Below are 19,230 nucleotides of genomic sequence, written 5' to 3' on the forward strand. Positions count from 1 at the left end.
TCGCCCGGAGCGGCTTTCCTCTCCCCTTTTCCGGCCACCGCGCCGCAGCACGCATGACAAAGAAACCGGGACGCGCCGCCGCCCACGATTCCCGTTCGCCGGGCACGCCGCCGATCAACGACCGGGTCCGCGTGCGCGGCGCCCGCGAGCACAATCTCAAAAATGTCGACGTCGACATTCCGCGCAACGCGCTGGTCGTCTTCACCGGCGTGTCCGGCTCGGGCAAATCGTCGCTGGCCTTCGGCACGTTGTATGCCGAGGCGCAACGCCGCTATTTCGAATCGGTCGCCCCGTACGCGCGCCGTCTGATCGACCAGGTCGGCACGCCCGCCGTCGATTCGATCCACGGGTTGCCGCCGGCGGTGGCCTTGCAGCAGCAACGCGGCACGCCGAACAGCCGTTCGTCGGTCGGCAGCGTCACGCATCTGTCGGACCTGTTGCGCATGCTGTATTCGCGCACCGGCTGTTATCCGCCCGGTCAGGCGATGCTGTACGCGGAGGATTTCTCGCCGAACCTACCCGAGGGCGCCTGTCCGGTGTGTCATGGCCTGGGCCGGGTCTACGAGGCCACCGAGCGCTCGATGGTGCTGGACGATCGCCTGACGATCCGCGAGCGAGCGGTGTCCGCCTGGCCGCCCGCCTGGCATGGGCAGAACCTGCGCGACATCCTGGTCACGCTCGGGCACGACGTCGACACGCCGTGGCGAGACCTGCCCCGGCGCGTACGCGACTGGATCCTGTTCACCGACGAGCAGCCCACGGTCCCGGTGTACGCCGGCCTGTCGCCCGCGCAGACACGGGCGGCGCTGAAAAGCAAACGCGAGCCGAGCTACCAGGGCACGTTCAGCAGCGCGCGGCGTTATCTGCTGCATACCTTCGCCACCACGCAGAGCGCGCTGATGAAAAAACGCGTCGCGCGCTATCTCGTCAGCCGCGCCTGCCCGGAGTGCGACGGCAAGCGTCTCAAGCGCGCGGCGCTGAGCGTGACGTTCAACGGCTATGACATCGGCGCGCTGTCGATGCTGCCGCTGGATCAACTCGAAGCGGTATTGCGGCCCGTCGCCCAGGGCGAGGCGGCCGCCGCCGCGGGTTCCCCGCCCGACGCCGACCCCGCCGTCAGGAAGCCGCGCGAACGCGGGGACGGCCGCGCGGCATCGGACGCGGCATCGGACGCGATACCTGCCGTGACACCTGCCGTGACACCTGCGGCGGTACCCGCCGTCGCCCTTACCAAGTCCCAGACCAAGTCCCAGACCAAGTCCCAGACCAAGTCGCATGCCGCGTTGCGCGCCGCGGAACGGAACGCGCCGGAACGCACGGCCGCCGCGGACATCGCCGCCGCGCGCATCTGCCAGGATGTCCTCGCGCGCGTGGCGGCGCTGATCGATCTCGGTCTCGGTTACCTGTCGCTCGAACGCAGCACGCCGACGCTGTCGCCGGGCGAGCTGCAACGCCTGCGCCTGGCGACACAACTCGATTCGGAGCTGTTCGGCGTCGTCTACGTGCTCGACGAGCCGTCGGCCGGCCTCCACCCCGCCGACGGCGAGGCCTTGATCCGCGCACTGGCGCGGCTCAAGGAAGCGGGCAACTCGCTCTTCGTCGTCGAGCACGACCCGGAGTTGATGCAACGCGCGGACTGGCTGGTCGATGTGGGTCCCGGTGCCGGAGAGCTGGGCGGCGAGGTGCTGTACAGCGGCCCGCCCGCCGGACTGGCCGACATCGCCGCCTCCGAGACCCGGCGCTACCTGTTTCCGCCCGCCGCGTCCGGCGACGCGGCGTCCACGGGCTGCCCGCGACGCACGCCCGCGGCCTGGCTGGAGATCGAAGGCATCACGCGCAACAATCTGCGCAATGCCGCGGCGCGTTTCCCGCTCGGCTGTCTGACGACCGTGACCGGGGTGTCGGGGTCGGGAAAATCGTCGCTGGTCAGCCAGGTTCTGCCGGAACTGATCGCGGCCCATCTCGGACAGACCGACGGCGGCGAAAGCGACGTCGCGGACGCCGACGAGCCGACCCCGGACGCCGCGGACGAGACGCCCGTGACGGCGGACGCGACGGACGCGACGGACGCCGCCGCCGGCAGCAGCACGGGTCGCATCGTCGCGGGCATCGAGCGCCTGACGCGGCTGGTACGCGTCGATCAGAAACCGATCGGGCGCACGCCGCGTTCGAATCTCGCGACCTATACCGGCCTCTTCGACCAGGTGCGCAAACTCTTCGCCGCGACACCCGAGGCACGCCGTCGGCGCTACGATGCCAGCCGCTTTTCGTTCAACGTCGCGAAAGGCCGGTGCCCCAAGTGCGAGGGCGAGGGCTCGGTCAGCATCGAACTATTGTTCATGCCCAGCGTCTACGCGCCCTGTCCGGTCTGCCATGGCGCCCGCTACAATCCCCAGACGCTCGACATCGTCTGGGCGGGCAGGAATATCGCCGAGGTGCTCGGCATGACGGTGGGCGAAGCCTGTGCGTTTTTCGCCGCCGAGGCCGCGGTCGCGCGCCCGCTCGGCGTGCTGCGCGATATCGGGCTCGCCTATCTGCGGCTCGGCCAGCCCGCGACGGAGCTGTCCGGCGGCGAGGCGCAGCGCATCAAGCTCGCGACGGAACTGCAACGCGCCCAGCGCGGCAATACGCTCTACATCCTCGATGAACCGACCACAGGACTGCACCCGGCCGACGTCGACCGCCTGATGCGCCAGTTGCAGCAGCTCGCCGACGCCGGCAACACGCTGGTGCTGGTCGAGCACGACATGCGGGTGGTCGCGCAAAGCGATTGGGTGATCGACATGGGTCCCGGCGCCGGTGCCCGCGGCGGCGAGATCGTGGCGGCCGGCGTGCCGGAGACGGTGGCGCGCCATGCCGGGAGCGCGACCGCTCCCTATCTGGCGCGTCAGCTCGCCAGCGCAGCGGCGTTTGTCAGTCCGTCGCCTGGCGGGTGATGGTCTGCCGCAAACCGCTGTCCTGGTTCAGCGACGTCACTTCCATGCCCGTCCCGCGCGGCTTCAAGGGGCGCGGCGATGGTTCGTTGAGCACGGCCCAGAACATGCCGATGTCCTTCACCGCCTGCATGAAGTCCTTCAACTGGACCGGCTTCACGACGTAGCCGTTGACGCCCAGTTCGTAGCTGCGCAGCAGGTCCTGCTCCTCGCGCGACGAGGTCAGCATGACGATCGGGATGTACCGGAGCGCATCGTCGGCGCGCACCGCGTCGATGACCTCGTGGCCGTCGACTTTCGGCAGTTTCTTGTCCAGCAGGATGACGACGGGATGCTCGTCGTCCCGGCCCTGCCATTCGCCCTCGCGGCGTAGATACTCCAGCGCCTCGGCGCCGTCGCGTACGGTCACCACGGGATTGGCGAGACGGCTCTTTTCAAGGGCGATCAGGATGAGTTCCAGATCGTTCGGACTGTCCTCGACTATCAGAATGGATTTAAGCATGAGATCTCCTTTGTTCAGTGTCTGCCGCGCGGCACGATCTTCGCCAGGCCGGTCGCGGTCGCGGTTGCGGGCGTGCGCGTACCGGTGGCAACCAGCCGGGCGAGCGCCGCGGCGGGCGCTTCGGGCTGCTCGCTGCCCTGCAGGCTTATCTCGTCGGGCAGCGATACGAAGAAGGTCGCGCCCCGGTCCGGCTGGCTTTCGGCGCGCACCTGTCCGCCGTGCCGCTCGACGATGCGTTTGACGTTCGCCAGTCCGATACCGGTCCCCGCAAATTCCTCTTGCCCATGCAGACGCTGAAACACGCGGAACAGCTTGTCGATATACCGCATGTCGAATCCCACGCCGTTGTCCTTCACGAACAGGACGTGATGTCCGGCGCCCGGCCCTGGCTCCGGCTCCTGCAAGCAACCAATTTCGATACACGGTGCGCTTCGCTTGGCGCTGAATTTCAATGCGTTCTCGATCAAATTCTGCATGACCATGCGCAGGAACGCCGGATCCCCATGCACCGTCGGCAATGCTCCCACGCGCCAGTCGACCGCGGCGCCCTGTCCCGTCATTTCACCCTGCACGATCGAACGCACGAGCGCGTTCATGTCGACCGCGGACACCGCCAGCGCGGCGCGGCCCAGCTGCGCGAACGCCAGCAGGTCATCCACCAGCCTGCCGCCGAAATCCGCCGACTCGACGATGCGGCGCACGTAGTCGCGGCTGCGCGCGCTCAACGTCTCGCCATCCGTCTCCTGCAGCAGGGAGGCGAAGCTGTGGATATGCCGCAGCGGCGCGCGCAGGTCGTGCGATACGGTATATGAAAAATCCTCGAGCTCGCGGTTCGCGCGCCCAAGCGCCATCGTCAGCTGCGCCAGTTCCTCGGCGCGGCGCAGCACGATACCGAGCAGCGCGGTGCGGAATTCCCGCGCGATTTCCACCTCGGCCGCGCGCCAGGGCAGCGACCGGTCGCGGACCGTATCCGTCCAGGTGTCGAAGCTTTCGCGGGGCGACAGCGAATCCGCAAGCGAAGCGAGCTTGGTGCGCGGGTCGCCCGCCCATTCGATGGTCTGGATGACTTCCGGGCGGAACCAGATCACGTAGTTGCGAAACGTTTTCGAGATCGAAACGGCCAGGAAGCCCGCATACCCCGCTGCATGCCCGGCATGCGCCCCCAGCCAGGGGCAACACGCGGGCGCCGCGTCGCTGTGCACCACGTCCTGCGCCTTCGCGCCAAGCCAGTCGACGAGTCGCCACACCTCATCCTCCGCCGGCACGCTGCCCACGGCCGTGATGCGTCCCTCGAACACGATGGCCGCGCCCGCCGATGCGGTGAAACCCAGCAGGTCCGCTGCATCGGATGCCAGCGCGTCCACGAAGTTCTCGGTATTCGCCATGCGCGCAAGCAACGCGCCCAGCGTACGGCGCAGGTCGAGCCGATAGGTCGCCTCCGACTGCGCTTCGCTGGCTTCGATCTGCAGCGAGAGAATCTGCGCGACTTGCTCGCAGGCGGTGCGGGCGTCGAATGCGGGCGTGCGCGGGTTCGCATGATGGCAGGAAATCAGACCCCAGAGGCGGTCGCCCACGATGATCGACATCGACATCGAAGCGGCGGTGCCCATATTGCGCATGTATTGCAGATGAATCGGCGACACGCTGCGCAACGACGAGAGCGTGAGGTCGGTGGGCGCACCGGTTTGCGGATGGTGAACGGGCACGAGCGGCACGGCCGCGTAATCCACGTCCGCGATCAGCCGGATTCGGTTGCGGCGGTACAGATCGCGTGCCTGTGCGGGAATGTCGCTCGCCGGGAAACGCTGCCCGAGATAGGACGCGTAACCGTCCTCCAGGAACTCGGCGAACACCTGCCCATGGCCGTCGTGATCGAAGCGGTACACCAGCGTGCGCCCGAAGCCCGTGACGCCGGCGATGCGCGCCGCGGCAAGCCGGCCGAGTTCGACGATCGATGGCGTGCGCTGAACGTCGTGCAAGAAGGCGCGTACCGTCGGGTAGATCGTTTCCAGCCCATCGTCGCCACCGCGCGCGCGCTCCAGTTCGACGATCACGATGCCCGCGTGGCGGTGCATGATCACGGACCATATCGATCCGTCGGCGTCGGGGACCGGCAGGCGCGCGGAAGCCGGCACCGGCACCGTGCCCAGCAGGCGGGTCTCGCCCTCGCGCAGTTGGCCGGTGCACGCCGCCACCCAGTGCGCCGCGGTCGCGCCGATCGCCATCAGCAGCGGCCCTCCCAGCAACGCCTCGGCGGGCATGCCGGACCATTCGGGAAGATTGGCGCTGACTTGCGCCACCGTGCCCGCGCACGTCAGACTGACGAGATAGCCGTGCGGCTGGATACCGCCCGGGATGTGGATCGGTTCCTTCGCACACGCCGTGTCGCGCGTCAGCGGCTCGACCCCAACGTTCACCGATGTCTGGTTCATAAGGTTATCCACGGAACGGCCTCCATTCTCTCACGCCGCCCGCGCCGCCGCCGCCCGTCACGACCGCCGACGACGGGCCGCTCGGGAAACCGCGATCAGGGAGAAGGACAGCAGCGCCGCGCCGCTCCCCGCAACGAATGCCGATGCCAGGCCGAAACGCTGCACCACGAGGCCGGTAAGCGGTCCGGCGAGTGCGAGGCCGAGATCGAAGCAGGCGAAATACGTCCCCAGCACCATGCCCCGATGCTCCGCCGCGACCCGCTTCATCGCCTCCACGCCCAGCGACGGAAAAATCAGCGAGTAGCCGACCGCCGTGACGGCGCAGGCGGCGAGCGCCATGCCCGCGCTGTGCGCATGCGCGAGCAGCATCAGGCCGGCGGCCTCCACCAGCAGCGACACCATCGCGACCTTGAAGCCGCCGACCCGGTCCGGCAGGCCCGCGAAGAATACGCGCATCAACAGGTAGCCGACCCCGAAACAGCTGATGCCCAGACCCGGATTGGACCATCCGGCCTCGCTGTAACGCAGCGCGAGAAAGGCCGCGATGACGCCGAAGCCCGACGACGCGAGCGCCAGCCCGAGGCCCGGCACCCAGATGGCCTGGATGATCCGTCCCGCCGATACCCGTTGTCCGCCGGCCGCCGGCACGCCCGGCCAGCGCGCCACCAGCCCCGCCCCCAGCAGGGGCGCGAGCAGTGCACACGCCGCCACCGCGGTGAAGCCGCCCCGTTGCGCGATCCAGCCGCCCAGCGGGGCGCCGAACGCGAGCGCGCCATACATCGCCATGCCCTGCCAGGCCATCGCCTTGCCGGCATGGGCCGCGCCGACGCGCGCGATGCTCCAGCTCGCCAGCGCGGTGATGAACAGGCTTTCGCCCAGGCCCAGCACCAGCCGGGCGGCGAGCAGCACCGCCAGGCTCGGTCCGGGGCGCCCCGCGCAGAGCGCCGACAGCAGATACAGAACGCCGGCCAGCGCGGCGGCCGCGAAACCCGCGAGTCCGACCGGCTTCGCACCATGCGAATCGCACAGGCGGCCAGCATATTGGCGCGTCAGCAAGGTCGCCAGCGATTGCAGGCCCATCGCGCCGCCCACGGCCACCGTACCGAACCCCAGCACCCGTCCCACCTGGGCGGGCAGCACCGCGAGCGGAATGCCGATCGCCAGAAAGCCGAGGAACACCGCAATGGTGAAAGGCAGCAGGGGAGAAAAAACGGAGGACTGCGCGCTTGCGCTGGCGTTCATGACATCGGACCCGTTATGCAGGGTGCCGAAATGCCGCCCGCGAGGTCTGCACCTTACGTGATCTCGGGGCGCGCGGCAATCCTGCGACCGTCGCCACCGACAAACGCAAAACGGTATTTGTAATACAGTGAAGAGACCCTTTTCTTCCACGGAACGACCCATCATGGCATCGAACGACTCTCCCGTCTGGTTCATCACTGGCTGTTCGACCGGCTTCGGCCGGGAAGTCGCGAGCCAGGTGCTGGCGCGCGGCTGGCGCGCCGTCATCACCGCGCGCGATCAGGCGCGCGTCGCCGACCTCGCGCAGGGCGCGCCGGATCGGGTGCTCGCGCTGAGCCTGGACGTGACCGACGGCGCGCAGATCGCCGCCGCCGTGCACGCCGCCAGGGAACGCTTCGGACGTGTCGATGTCCTGCTCAACAATGCGGGCTACGGCTACCAGGCATCGGTCGAGGAGGGCGAGGAGGCGGAGATCCGCGCGCAGTTCGACGCCAATGTCTTCGGTTTGTTCGCCATGACGCGGGCGGTGCTGCCGATGATGCGCGAGCAGCGCGGCGGGCACGTGTTGAACATCACCTCGGTGGCGGGACTGGTGGGGTTTCCGGGCTCGGGATACTACGCGGCGAGCAAGCACGCCGTGGAGGGCTGGTCCGACGCGCTCGCCGCCGAAGGCAAGCCGCTCGGCATCAAGGTGACCTGCATCGAACCGGGTCCCTTCCGTACCGACTGGGCAGGCCGCTCGCTCAAGCAGACGCCGAACCGGATCGAAGCTTACGCGAGCACCGCGGGCACGCGCCTGACCGGCACGGCGAGCGGCAGCGGACAACAACCGGGCGACCCGGTGCGGGCGGCCAGGGCGATGATCGATATCACCGAGCAGGCGGATGCGCCCCGTCACCTCGTACTGGGCGCATTCGGCATCGACGCGGTCACGGCCAAGCTCAAGCGCAGCCTGGCCGATCTCGAAAAGTGGCAGGCAACGAGCCTCGCCACCGATTTTCCGAAAAGCTGAGGCCGGTGCCCGCGTCGCGCGGACGGTTTCAGGCGCCCGGTGACGGATTCGTTCGAACCGCCGCCGGCGCGAGCGGCATCACCGGGCACGCCAGCACGGCGGCAAGCGCGGGAGCGGGCAGCGGCTTGCAGAACAGATAGCCCTGTACGTGGCTGCATCCCATGGCGGCAAGCGCTTCATATTGCGCTTCGTTTTCGACGCCTTCTGCGACCACGTCCAGGTCCAGGTCTTTCGCGAGCGAAATCACATTGCGCAGGATGGACATCGTGCGCGTCTGCAGCAGCATCCGGGTGACGAAGGTGCGGTCGATCTTGATGGTGTCGATGGGATAACGGTCGATGTAGGACAACGACGAGAATCCGGTCCCGAAATCGTCGAGCGCGATCTTGACGCCGCGCTTGCGCATCGCCACCAACAGACGTTCGGTGGCCGGCGAATCGGCGAGCAGCAACCCTTCGGTGATCTCGATCTGCAGGTCGGAGAGGTCGAACCCGCTCGTCTGCGCGATGGCTTCGAGATTGGTGAGAAAGCTCTGGTCACGCAGATTCAGCGCCGAGACATTGACGTTGAGCCGGATCTTCAGCGCCGGAAACTGCTGCTGCCACACCAGCAGCTGCGCGATCGCGCTCTCGCGCACCCACCGGTCGATGGTGCCGATCAGTCCCATTCTTTCCGCGATGGGAATGAACACGTCCGGCGGCACCGGTCCGCGTTCCACGTGCGTCCAGCGGATCAACGCCTCGACGCCCGTGACCGCACGGGTATGCGTGTCGAAGATCGGCTGATAGCAGATCGTGAAGTCGCCCTGGCGCACCGCGTCGCGCAGATCCGACTGCAACGACAGCGCCTGAAGTGCCCGTTCATGCATCGCCGGCTCGAAAAACAGAAAGCCGCCCGCCGCCGAGCGTTTCGCCGCATACATGGCGGTGTCGGCGTCGCGCAGCACCTCGGCGGCCGTCTCGTAGCGGGCGGCAAGACGCACGATGCCGATGCTGCAGGAAACGAAGATATCCCGGGCGTTCATCGTAAAGGCGCCCTGCAGGGCTTCCCGGATCCGATGCGCGATGCTTTCCAGATGCGCGGCGTTCGCGTCCTGCCGGATCAGGATCACGAACTCGTCGCCGGCGAAGCGCGCCAGCACATCCTCGGGCCGCAGACAATGCTGCAGGCGGTCGGCCACCTGGATCAGCAGCGCATCCCCGGCCGCGTGCCCGAGACTGTCGTTCACCAGCTTGAAGCCGTCGAGATCGAGATACAACAGCGCGCCGCCGCTGCCGCGCTCCTGCTCCAGTTCGAAATTCAACTGCTCGATGACATAGGCGCGATTGTGCAGCTGCGTCAACTCGTCGTGCGTCGCGGCATAGACCAGCGCCATCTGCGCGCGCTGGCGCTCGGCCAGCCGCTCGGCCAGCACCTCGCGCTCGCGCTCGGCGAAATGGACCCGTGCGGCGGCCGCCTCGGCTTCCTTGCGCTCGGTGGTGTCGCGCTGCACCGATACCCAATGCGTGAACCATCCCGTTTCGTCGGCGACAGGCACGATGCTGAGCTCGACCCAGAACGGCGTGCCGTCCTTGCGATAGTTGAGCAGTTCGATCTCTATCGGCCGCCACTTGCGCAGCGCGGTTTTCAGCGTATCGAGCGCCGCGCGATCCGTTTCCGGCCCATGCAGGATACGCGGCGTGAGGCCGATGACGTCGGCTTCGGCATAACCGGTGGTCTTGGTGAACGCCGGGTTGCAATAGACGATCCGCGGGCCGGGCAGATCGATCGGTTCCGCCTCGGTGATGAGGATCGAATCCCGCGCATTGTTGACGGCCGACTCCAGCAGCCGCAGCCGCTCGGTCGAGATCTGCTGCAACGCGGCGGTGCTGTCGGGCAACGCCAGCACGGTTGGCGCATCGGCGCACAGATACGCGAGGAACTGCTTGCCCAAGGCGCCCAGGACGAAGTGCTGGGCCGGACTCAGGCCGGGCTTGCCGCTGAACCCTCCCAGCACCAGCAGCGCCCGGCGCACGCCCTGCGCGTCGTGGATTCCGGCCACCATGACGAAAGCGAGCGAATCCGGCGCATCCGCGCCGAACTCCGTCCGGTCCCGCGCCGTCGCCACGCTGGCGATGTAGGCAGGCTCCTGTTGCGGGCAACGGGTCAGACACTGCGCGATGAAGGAGGGGGAAAACAACGACGCCTCCGGCGTTGCATTGCTCACTTCTGCCAGCCGCGATGGCGGCGCTTCCGCTGCGATACCGTAAATCGCCCCGGCATCGCATTCCAGGGTCTTGACCGCCCCCGCGAGCAGGTGCGTGAGCGCCGTCGCCGCATGCGAGGCGGGAACTCGCGGTCCCGAAAAATCCATCGTATCGTCTCTTGTGAATTCCCCGCCTTTGGCGGTTGCCATCGGGCGCGGGTGGCCGTGGGTGGCTCGTACTGACAAATACGCCTTGCGGAACATCGTCGCTCGCCCCTGCCTCCTCTCCGCTAACGGCCGGGAAGGGCGAATATTGAGACATTTTAAACAGGGGTTTGATTTTTCGGGAAAACCTTCACGCGGGCCCGTGAAAGCGCATGACACCCTCTAGGAAAACAGCAGGCGCAACGCCGGCAACACCAGGCTCAGTCCGGCGCCCGACAGCAGGACGAAGACCACGCGTTTGACCGCAGTAGGCGACAAGCGTGGGGGATGCCGCTGGCACGCCCAGGTCAGGCCCAGCACCACCGGCAGCGCCTCGATGGACAGCAGCGCCGACGCCGCGTCGAAGCGGCCTTGCGAGACGATCAACACCAGGCGAAGCACCGCGTTGACGGCGAACAGCAGGACGAGCGTCTCCCGGATCGTACCGGCGGCCAGTGGCTGCCGGTACATCTGGAACACCATCGGCGGGCCGGCGCTGGCGAACAGTCCTCCCATCACGCCCGACAAACCGCCGTAAAAGGCGAACGAGGCCCTGCCGGAAACCGTCTCGCGGCGGCGGCGCGCGACCACCAGCAGCAGGCTGCACACCAGCACGGCGATCCCCAGCAACAGGCGCAGCACGGTCACCGCGCCACCGCTGATCCAGCCCAGCAGCGCGACGCCGAGCGCCACCCCCACCAGACTGCTGCCATAGATCGGCAAGGCCACGCCCGCGGGCAACTGCGGGCGGCGCCGCACCAGCAGTGCCGCGTTCGCCAGTACCATCACGTTCACCACGTTTGCCGCGGCGGGGAGCGGCGCGAGGTGGAAACTCGCCATCAGCGCGAGGAACACCAGCCCGAAGGCGAAACCGGTCAGCGTCTGCGTCAGCGTCGCCGCCGCCGTCACGACCAGGAAAAGGGCATGGTGAAGAAAAAGGGACAGCACGCCGCCTACGGCAAGATGCATCGGGATTCCAGCATGAAGGGAGGTCGGAAGAGCGCCGCACCGCGCGCAACGCGGCATCTTGCCAGAACCGGGACGACTCGTGCACACGGCGCACCGCGCCGTGGCCTGCAACGGACAGCGCGGACGCGAACGCGCGCGGCGGCGCAGCCCGGTCCGCGCGCGCCGCCGCGCCACGTACGCGCCGGTGCTATCATCGCTGTACGAATACACAGCACCCGCGTCCGCTTACGCCTTCTTTCGTGCCCGCCAGCTCCCCCGATCCCTACTACTATCTCGCGAACTTCGAGCGGGCGATCCGTTGGGTCGCCGAACGCAGCGACGATCTGCTCGATGCCGACGAGCGCGCATTCATCCGCGACTTTTCCCTGCTGCCGCGTGCCTCGCGCGCCCTGCTGGTGCGCATGGTGATGCGCCGCGGCTCCCTGTTCCGCACGGCACGCCTGGTCTACGAGGAAATCGGATGTCCGTTGGCCGCCAGCGCGCCGTTGTGCGCGCATGGCTGGCTCGACGCCGCGCCGCTGCTGACCCTCGACGACGTCTTCCGTCTGGTGACGAAAGTCGAACTGGCGCACGTTTTTCCCGACAGGCGCGCGGTGCTGCGCGGCCGCAAGTCCGACGCGCTCGACAGCCTGCGGCGCGACCACCCCGACGCCCGCCCCTATGCGCAATGGCACCCCACCGCGGACGACGCGGTGTTGCAGGTCACGATCGGCGCGCGGGTCGACCGGCTGCGCCTGCTGTTTTTCGGCAATCTGCACCAGGACTGGAGCGAGTTCGTGCTGGCCGACCTGGGCGTCTTCCAGTACGAGCAGGTGGCATTCGAGCGCTCGTCGCGCGCCTTCCAGTGCCGCGCGGACGTCGACGCCTATCTGGTGCTGCACGCGTGCCGCGAAACGCTCGAATTGCTGGGCACGGCACACGATGACGATGCCTTCGATGCACTGCTGCACGTGGCGATGTCGGACACGGACATCACCGCCGCATCCACGCGCGCCAACTCCTGGCTTGCGCATCGCCGCGACAAGCTGCTGTTCCGGCTCGGGCAGCATTGCGAGCGGCGGCAGGACTGGACACGCGCGCTGGCGGTCTACCAAGGCAGCGCATACCCGGGCGCGCGACACCGGCGCATGCGCGTCCTGGAGCGCGCGGGCAGGCCCGACGCGGCCCTCGCCCTCGCGCGGGTCGCGCTCGATGCACCGGAAAGCGACGCCGAAGCGCAGCGCGTCGCGCGCATGCTGCCGCGCCTGCACCGCGCACTGGGCACGCCGCTCGCGCGCCAGCCCGCCGCGCCGCGGCTCGCCAAGACCCGGCTGGTGCTGCCCCGGCCGAGCGGACCGTTCAGCGTCGAGCGCATCGCGTGCGAAGCGCTGGCCGAACCCGGCACGGTCGTCCACTACGTCGAGAACGCCCTGCTCAACTCCCTGTTCGGCCTGCTTTGCTGGGATGCGATCTTCGCCGCCGTGCCCGGCGCGTTTTTCCATCCGTTCCAGAGCGGACCGGCCGACCTGCATGCGCCCGACTTCGCCGCGCGCCGCACGCCGTGGTTCGCGGCCGCGCTCGCGCAACTCGATGGCGAGGACTACAAGGCGACGATCCTGCGCCACTTTCATGCGAAGGCCGGCCTGCAGTCGCCATTCGTCTTCTGGGGCTGGCTCACCGACGACCTGCTGCAGCTCGCGCTGCGCTGTCTGCCCGCCGCGCATCTGAAACGCTGCTTCGAACGGCTGATGGTCGACGTGGTCGCGAATCGCACCGGCTTTCCCGACCTGATCCGTTTCTGGCCCGAGGAAGGCCGTTACGAGATGGTCGAAATCAAGGGGCCGGGCGACCGGCTCCAGGACAACCAGCTACGCTGGCTGGCGTACTGCGCGGCGCACGACATGCCGATGCGCGTCGTGCATGTCGAGTGGGAGGCGGCATGACGCTTCCGCCATTCCCGGCCGATCTCCATATCCTGCTATTCCTTCCCGAAAAACCCTTCCGTACGACCTTTCCATGACAACACGTCGATCTTTCGTCAAGCTCTCGTTGGGCGCCGCCCTGTTCCCGGCGCTCCTCCCCGCGGCGTCTTTCGCCGCCGAGCGTCAGATCATCCGCCTGTGGCCGGACGCGCCGCCCGGCGGCGGGGGCCCGGACGGGGACGAGCGTGTCGGCAAGCATGGCGGCGTATCGAACATCCGCACGCCGTCGCTGGAAGTCTTCCTGCCCGCGCAGGCGAATGGCGCGGCGGTGCTCGTCGCGGGCGGCGGCGGCTACAAGCGCATCCAGATGGCGACCGAAGCGCATCCGGCCGCGGCATGGCTGGTGGCGCGCGGGTTCACCGTCTTCGTGCTGACCTATCGGCTGCCGGGCGAAGGGTGGCATGCCGGGCCCGCGGCGCCGCTTCAGGACGCGCAAAGAGCGCTGCGCATCATCCGCGCGCAAGCCGACCGGTACGGCGTGCACCGCGATCGCATCGGCCTGCTCGGCTTCTCGGCGGGCGGCCATCTGCTCGGACTGGCCGCCACGCGCCCGGCATTCGCGTCCTATCCTGCCGGTGACGCGATCGATCGCGAGCCGGCACGCGCGCATGCGGCCGCCCTGATCTATCCGGTCGTCACGCTCGCGCCGCCGTACGACCGCACGTCGACGCGCCGCGAACTGGTCGGCAACGACCCGTCGCCCGCGCTCGGCGCCGAATGGTCCGTCGAGACCCATGTCAAGGCCGACTGCCCGCCGATGTTCCTCGTGCAAGCCGAAGACGACCCGATATCGAACCCGGCGAACACCGTCATCATGGCGCAGGCCTGCCAGCGCGCGAACGTGCCGGTCGAACTGCACCGCCTGCCCTCCGGCGGGCATGGTTTCGGCATGGGGCATGCCGGCTCGCCCACCGCGATGTGGCCGGACTGGTACGAAGCCTGGTTGAAGCGGTTCGGTTGATCGCCGGGCCGCAATCGAAACGGGCACGCGACGCCGGCGCTTTTTCGCCGTCTACATCTCACACAGGATGGGCGCGCCGTTCGCCATCGATTCGCGCACATGGTGCGCGAACGCCGTCGCCGCCGGCCGGACCGTCACGGGCAATCGCAGACTTATCGCGAATGACGGCAGCGCGGGCAGGCCGGCCGCATCCGGCGCAAGCGTTTCCAGGTCCATCGGCACGGTCGAGCGGAGCCACGTCGTGACCGCGAGGCCCGCGCGCACGGTAGCGGCCGTCGCCTCGATGCTGCCGCTCTCGAACACGGTGCGCCAGACCACCCCCTTGTCCGCCAGCGCGCCAAGCACCACCGGGCGAAACGCGCAGCGTTCATCCACCATCGACAATGGCAGCGGCCGCTTGCGCCACGCGTCGCTGCCGCGACCCCCTACCCATACCAGCGGTTCGATGCGCATCACTTCGCCTTCGGCCTTGTCCGCGGCGTATTCCACCACCGATACGTCCAAGCGGCCGCCGTTCACCGCTTCGCTCAGTTCCGGCGATGCCGCACATACGAGCGAAAGCTCCACGTGCGGGTGCGCTGCGCCGAAGGCTTTCATCGCGGGCGAGAGAAGTGGGGCGAGATCATGAGGCACGCCCACGCGCAGGCTGCCGCGCAGCGGCTGACTGACGACGTCGTCCCAGATTTCATCGTTGAGCCGCAACAACTGGCGCGCTTTAACGAGAAATTGCTCACCCGGGCGGGAAAGTTCCAGCCTGCGCGTTTTCCGCACGAACAGAGCGCAGCGCAGCAAATCCTCGAGGCGTTTCACCTGCTGACTGACAGCGCCCTGCGTCAGGTGCAATACATTCGCCGCGACGGTCATACTGCCGCTGTCGGCGACGCTGACGAAGGTGCGGATCAGATCGAGATCGAAATTTCGTTTCATCGACGCATTATGCCGTCTAATGCATCGCATCAGAATTATGCGCTTTAATAAAGCGTGGGAGATCCATACAGTACCGGTTTCGATCACCCCGATGCTTCCTCATGACCTCTCCCCTGCTGTCGCTGTTTCTGTTCGTCGCGATCGCGACCGTGACGCCGGGCGGCGCCACCACGCTCGCGACCGCATCCGGCGCACGGTTCGGCTTTGCGCGCTCGCTGCCATTGATGTTCGGTATCGCGATCGGCCTGGGGTCGCTCGCCGCCGTCGCCGCGCTCGGGCTCGGCACGCTGCTCCTCGCGATGCCCGCGCTGCAAACGGCGGTGAAGGCACTCGGTTCCGCGTATCTGCTATGGCTCGCATGGTGCATCGCACGGCGTGGGCCGCCCGACGCGGGCGAGGGTCCCGCGCGACCGGTCACGGTGCTCAACGGCATCCTGCTGCTGTGGCTCAATCCGAAAAGCTGGGCGATGACAGTCGGCGCGGCAGGGTCCTTCGCGCTACTTGCCCCTACTCCCGGCCAGCTCGCGATGCTGCTTGGCGCGGCGTTCGGTCTGGCCGCATGCGGATCGCTGGCGCTATGGTGCGCGCTCGGTGTACTGCTGCGGCGGCTACTCCGAACGGCCCATCACTGGCGCCTGCTGAATCTGGCGATGGGTGTGCTGCTCGCCCTGTCCATCATTCCGATCTGGAGATAGCGGCCGCTGTCCGAAGACGGCGGCGCCTGCCGCGATGCCGCATGCCATGACCCTGGCGGCGCATCAAAGATCCAGCACCAGCCGGCTTGTGACCGCGCGCGAACAGCACAGCGCGATCTGGCGATGCGAACGCTTTTCCTCGTCCGATTGGACCTCGTCCCGATGATCGGCCTGCCCCGCCTTGATATCGGTCAGGCAGGACCCGCACAGACCCTGCTCGCAGGACAGGGAAACCGGTATGCGCGCCGCCTGGAGGACCGCGGCGATGGTCTGGTCGGGGGGAATCACGAACACGCGACCCGACGAAGCGAGCTCGACCTCGAACGCATCGTTCACGTGTCGCACGTTCGAAGGCGCGGCGTCGAACGCCTCGCGCCGGATCTGCGACGCCTGCCAGCCATGCTCCAGCGCCGCGGCGTCCACCTGATCCATGAAGCCGCGCGGGCCACAGGTATAGATCAAGGCATCGGCGGACGGCGTGTGGAACTGCGCCGGCACCGCGCCGCGCAGGCTGTCTCCGGCCGCGCTGAAGTGCAGCACCACCTCCCCATGGTCGAACCCTTCGCGCAAGGTCCGCAGATACGGCACGTCGCTTTCGCTGCGGCCGTAGCAATGCAGGATGAACGGCGTGCCGCGTTCGTCCAGATCGCGCGCCATGGACAGCAGCGGCGTGATGCCGACGCCCCCCGCGACCAGAAGATAGCGTGCGGCCGCGTCCAGACGGAAGTGGTTGCGCGGCAACGAGATCTCGACCGTTTCGCCGAGCGTCAGGTGGTCGTGCAAATACGCGGAACCGCCACGCGATGCGCCATCGCGCCGCACGCAAATCTCGTAATACCGGCGCTGCGACGGGGCGTTCGCGAGCGAGTACTGGCGGACCAGGCCGCCTGGCAACAGCACATCGATATGGGCGCCCGGATCGAACGCAGGCAGCGGCGCGCCGTCGACGCCCGCGAGCCGGATGCCGCGGTGCGCACCGCCGTGTGATTCGACCGCCGCCACCGCGACGCGCATCGTCCGCATGAGATTCTCCCCCTGGTCCGGTTCCGATTTCACCTCCGTGCCTCAGGCGGCGAAGCGCGGGCTCAGACCCAACCGGCGCAGACCCTTGCGATAGGCGAGCGAACTGCGGTCGGCGGGAATGTGCGCCTCCAGCGCCGGGTCCAGCGGCAGCCATTCCGGTTTTTGCGACTCCACCACGAGCCGGTCTTCCTCGAACACCCGGAGGTTGAATTCATGCACGGCCGCCACCGGCTGATCCGTGTCGAAATTCCGCGCGATCGGCGCGAACAGGCGCGTCTTGCGCGATGACACCGGCGACGCGGCGTTCATGATGACCAGCCGGGCATTGTCCGGAAAATGAATCGTCAGCGTCGCGGTGAATGGCAGGTGTACCTGGAAATGGCGCAGCCATTCGAAACCCTCCTGCCCGCGCTGCGTCACGCCGATCGGATAATTCCCGACGAAACTTCGATACTCCGCCTGGAACCCCACGTCCGTTTCGGTCGTGGCATAGGCCGGCACTTCCGTATTGTCCGGGTCGCCGAAAGTGTCCGTATGCACCCAGCCGAAATGCGCGACATCCAGAAAACCCTCCATCTGCCGGCCGGCGAAACCGCCGATGTCCACCGTCGGACAGACGATCTGCTGGAAGCCCGCTTCGTCCCAGTGCGGCATCTCCGGGATGACGGGGACGACCGCGACATCCGGCGCGAGGGGCGCGCCGATCGATGTCCAGATCAGCCCGTAACGCTCGACGGCGGGATAACACCGGAGATTGAGCTTGCCCGGGATGGCCGTGTTGGGGCTGGACGGCACGCGATTGCAGCGCCCCTCGGCACCGAAGCGCAGACCGTGATAGCGGCACACGACGCCTTGTCCATCGTGCGTGCCAAGGCTCAGCGGCACGCCGCGATGCGGACAGACGTCGCGCGCGACCACGAGTTCGCCGTTCACCCGGTAGATCACCAGCGGTTCGTCGAGCAGGGTCGCCGCGACCGGCGCCTCGAGAATGCTGCCGGACAGCGCGATCGGATACCAGTGCGTTGCGAGCAGACGCCAATCCTGTTCGTCGAAGCTGTTGTTCGGGGGCGGAGAAAGCATCGCGTTCATGGGGACCTGCCTTATGTATCGGGGGCGCGTTGCGGGCGTCGAACGCGGCCGTTATTTGACGACTTGATTTTGGGACGGATCTCCGTTTCAATAAACCATCGAATAGTCATGCACCCGTTGCAAAAAATCGCACACTCTTTTCGCTGACGGAAACCATGGTCGTCTTTTCCCGCTTCACCGGCTATTTCGTGGCGGTCGCGCAGTTCGGCAGCATCCGCAAGGCCGCGGAGGCGCTGCATGTCTCCGCCTCCGCGATCGATCGCCAGATCCTGCAGGCCGAAGCGGAAATCGGCACGCCCCTCTTCGAGCGGCTCGCGCACGGCCTGCGGCCCACGGCCGCGGGCGAGATTTTCCTCAAGGAGGTGCGGGGCTGGCAAAAAGCCTATCGCCGCGCCCGGGTGCAGGTCGACGATCTGAAAGGGCTCAAGCGCGGGCATGTCGAGGTCGCGATCATCGACGCGTTGACCGAAGGCATGGTGGCCGACGCCATCGGCCGGCTCACGGCCGATCATCCGGGCCTGACCGTCGGCATCCAGGTACTCGACAATGAGGATATCGCCCGCAGCGTGGCGGCGGGCGACGTGGATTTCGGGCTGCTGCTGCAATCCGCATCGACCACCGACCTGGAAATCCGTGCGACGGCCGCCGCGCCGCTGGGCGTCGCGTTCCCGCCGGGGCACCCTTTGCAGGCGTCGTCCGCGGTGCGGGTCAGCCATACCCTGGACTTCAAACCGATTCTCCCGGGGCCGCCGCTCGTGATCAGCGAACAGGTCCACGCGCTGTATCGGCGCCAGGGCATGGACGCCACGGCGTTCATGTCGTGCAACAACACGCAGATGATCCGCTCGCTGGTCCGCCAGGGCGTGGGCGTCGGGGTGCTGTGCTGGCTCGACGTGGCGGCCGACGTGGCGCACGGACGGCTCGACTTCAGGCCGCTGCGGGACATGAAGCTGGCACCCCTGACACTGCAGCTCTGCGTCGCCGCGCGCCGACAGTTGTCGCACGGGGCACGCGAGGCCATCCGCTACCTCGAAGCCGGCATGGCGGACGAGGCGTATCGATGACGCGCGGTCGGGCGCAGCGACTTTCCACGCA

General features: G+C 67.8%; 13 protein-coding genes and 1 pseudogene. 6 read left to right on the forward strand and 8 right to left on the reverse strand.

The window, feature by feature from the left end:
• Positions 1-53 precede the first annotated feature (53 nt).
• Positions 54-2,936 carry an excinuclease ABC subunit UvrA gene (locus tag OVY01_RS03005; RefSeq protein ID WP_267845546.1) on the forward strand — a complete coding sequence of 961 codons (2,883 nt, stop codon included), beginning with the start codon at positions 54-56 and terminating at the stop codon, positions 2,934-2,936.
• Between the two features lie 73 nt (positions 2,937-3,009).
• Here OVY01_RS03005 and OVY01_RS03010 read toward each other — a convergent pair.
• From OVY01_RS03010 to OVY01_RS03020, 3 genes and pseudogenes are all read right to left on the reverse strand, one after another.
• Positions 3,010-3,435, reverse strand: a pseudogene (locus OVY01_RS03010) (response regulator); the annotation flags it as partial.
• Positions 3,436-3,449: 14 nt separating this feature from the next.
• Positions 3,450-5,867: an ATP-binding protein gene (locus OVY01_RS03015; protein ID WP_267845548.1), complete on the reverse strand. Its 2,418-nt coding sequence runs from the start codon at positions 5,865-5,867 to the stop codon at positions 3,450-3,452.
• A gap of 57 nt (positions 5,868-5,924) precedes the next feature.
• A complete protein-coding gene (locus OVY01_RS03020; RefSeq protein ID WP_267845549.1) occupies positions 5,925-7,109 on the reverse strand; it encodes an MFS transporter in 1,185 nt (394 codons plus the stop codon).
• Between the two features lie 163 nt (positions 7,110-7,272).
• On the opposite strand from OVY01_RS03020, the gene OVY01_RS03025 reads away from it, so the two are divergent.
• Positions 7,273-8,121 carry an oxidoreductase gene (locus OVY01_RS03025; protein WP_267845550.1) on the forward strand — a complete coding sequence of 283 codons (849 nt, stop codon included), beginning with the start codon at positions 7,273-7,275 and terminating at the stop codon, positions 8,119-8,121.
• 28 nt (positions 8,122-8,149) lie between these two features.
• Here the strand turns inward: OVY01_RS03025 and OVY01_RS03030 are convergent, their stop codons facing one another.
• On the reverse strand, positions 8,150-10,474 hold the full coding sequence (locus OVY01_RS03030; RefSeq protein WP_267845552.1) for a putative bifunctional diguanylate cyclase/phosphodiesterase: 2,325 nt from the start codon (positions 10,472-10,474) through the stop codon (positions 8,150-8,152).
• A 219-nt stretch (positions 10,475-10,693) separates the two neighbouring features.
• Positions 10,694-11,479: a TSUP family transporter gene (locus tag OVY01_RS03035; RefSeq protein WP_267845553.1), complete on the reverse strand. Its 786-nt coding sequence runs from the start codon at positions 11,477-11,479 to the stop codon at positions 10,694-10,696.
• A gap of 239 nt (positions 11,480-11,718) precedes the next feature.
• On the opposite strand from OVY01_RS03035, the gene OVY01_RS03040 reads away from it, so the two are divergent.
• Both OVY01_RS03040 and OVY01_RS03045 read left to right on the forward strand, forming a co-directional pair.
• A complete protein-coding gene (locus OVY01_RS03040) occupies positions 11,719-13,401 on the forward strand; it encodes a VRR-NUC domain-containing protein (RefSeq protein ID WP_267845555.1) in 1,683 nt (560 codons plus the stop codon).
• Positions 13,402-13,474: 73 nt separating this feature from the next.
• On the forward strand, positions 13,475-14,401 hold the full coding sequence (locus tag OVY01_RS03045; RefSeq protein ID WP_267845557.1) for an alpha/beta hydrolase: 927 nt from the start codon (positions 13,475-13,477) through the stop codon (positions 14,399-14,401).
• A gap of 51 nt (positions 14,402-14,452) precedes the next feature.
• Here the strand turns inward: OVY01_RS03045 and OVY01_RS03050 are convergent, their stop codons facing one another.
• Positions 14,453-15,328, reverse strand: a complete 876-nt coding sequence (locus tag OVY01_RS03050; RefSeq protein WP_267847644.1) for a LysR substrate-binding domain-containing protein — start codon at positions 15,326-15,328, stop codon at positions 14,453-14,455.
• 101 nt (positions 15,329-15,429) lie between these two features.
• On the opposite strand from OVY01_RS03050, the gene OVY01_RS03055 reads away from it, so the two are divergent.
• The gene (locus OVY01_RS03055; RefSeq protein ID WP_267845559.1) at positions 15,430-16,023 is read left to right on the forward strand and encodes a LysE family translocator; all 594 of its coding nucleotides are present in this window, start codon (positions 15,430-15,432) and stop codon (positions 16,021-16,023) included.
• A gap of 63 nt (positions 16,024-16,086) precedes the next feature.
• Here the strand turns inward: OVY01_RS03055 and OVY01_RS03060 are convergent, their stop codons facing one another.
• Both OVY01_RS03060 and OVY01_RS03065 read right to left on the reverse strand, forming a co-directional pair.
• Entirely contained in the window at positions 16,087-17,046 is a 960-nt protein-coding gene (locus OVY01_RS03060) for a PDR/VanB family oxidoreductase (protein ID WP_267845561.1), read from the reverse strand.
• A 42-nt stretch (positions 17,047-17,088) separates the two neighbouring features.
• Positions 17,089-18,135 carry an aromatic ring-hydroxylating oxygenase subunit alpha gene (locus tag OVY01_RS03065; protein WP_267845563.1) on the reverse strand — a complete coding sequence of 349 codons (1,047 nt, stop codon included), beginning with the start codon at positions 18,133-18,135 and terminating at the stop codon, positions 17,089-17,091.
• Positions 18,136-18,290: 155 nt separating this feature from the next.
• Between OVY01_RS03065 and OVY01_RS03070 the strand changes: the two genes are divergently transcribed.
• Positions 18,291-19,199, forward strand: a complete 909-nt coding sequence (locus OVY01_RS03070; RefSeq protein ID WP_267845565.1) for a LysR family transcriptional regulator — start codon at positions 18,291-18,293, stop codon at positions 19,197-19,199.
• Positions 19,200-19,230 lie beyond the last annotated feature (31 nt).

The organism is Robbsia betulipollinis (assembly GCF_026624755.1).
Classification (GTDB): Bacteria; Pseudomonadota; Gammaproteobacteria; order Burkholderiales; family Burkholderiaceae; genus Robbsia; species Robbsia betulipollinis.

What these genes read in the sequence shown, in the direction of transcription:
- OVY01_RS03035 (WP_267845553.1), bottom strand. Translation starts at nt 11,479, where the DNA reads ATGCATCTTGCCGTAGGCGGCGTGCTGTCCCTTTTTCTTCACCATGCC.
- OVY01_RS03055 (WP_267845559.1), top strand. Translation starts at nt 15,430, where the DNA reads ATGACCTCTCCCCTGCTGTCGCTGTTTCTGTTCGTCGCGATCGCGACC.
- OVY01_RS03030 (WP_267845552.1), bottom strand. Translation starts at nt 10,474, where the DNA reads ATGGATTTTTCGGGACCGCGAGTTCCCGCCTCGCATGCGGCGACGGCG.
- OVY01_RS03045 (WP_267845557.1), top strand. Translation starts at nt 13,475, where the DNA reads ATGACAACACGTCGATCTTTCGTCAAGCTCTCGTTGGGCGCCGCCCTG.
- OVY01_RS03060 (WP_267845561.1), bottom strand. Translation starts at nt 17,046, where the DNA reads ATGCGGACGATGCGCGTCGCGGTGGCGGCGGTCGAATCACACGGCGGT.
- OVY01_RS03070 (WP_267845565.1), top strand. Translation starts at nt 18,291, where the DNA reads ATGGTCGTCTTTTCCCGCTTCACCGGCTATTTCGTGGCGGTCGCGCAG.
- OVY01_RS03005 (WP_267845546.1), top strand. Translation starts at nt 54, where the DNA reads ATGACAAAGAAACCGGGACGCGCCGCCGCCCACGATTCCCGTTCGCCG.
- OVY01_RS03015 (WP_267845548.1), bottom strand. Translation starts at nt 5,867, where the DNA reads ATGAACCAGACATCGGTGAACGTTGGGGTCGAGCCGCTGACGCGCGAC.
- OVY01_RS03020 (WP_267845549.1), bottom strand. Translation starts at nt 7,109, where the DNA reads ATGAACGCCAGCGCAAGCGCGCAGTCCTCCGTTTTTTCTCCCCTGCTG.
- OVY01_RS03025 (WP_267845550.1), top strand. Translation starts at nt 7,273, where the DNA reads ATGGCATCGAACGACTCTCCCGTCTGGTTCATCACTGGCTGTTCGACC.
- OVY01_RS03065 (WP_267845563.1), bottom strand. Translation starts at nt 18,135, where the DNA reads ATGAACGCGATGCTTTCTCCGCCCCCGAACAACAGCTTCGACGAACAG.
- OVY01_RS03050 (WP_267847644.1), bottom strand. Translation starts at nt 15,328, where the DNA reads ATGAAACGAAATTTCGATCTCGATCTGATCCGCACCTTCGTCAGCGTC.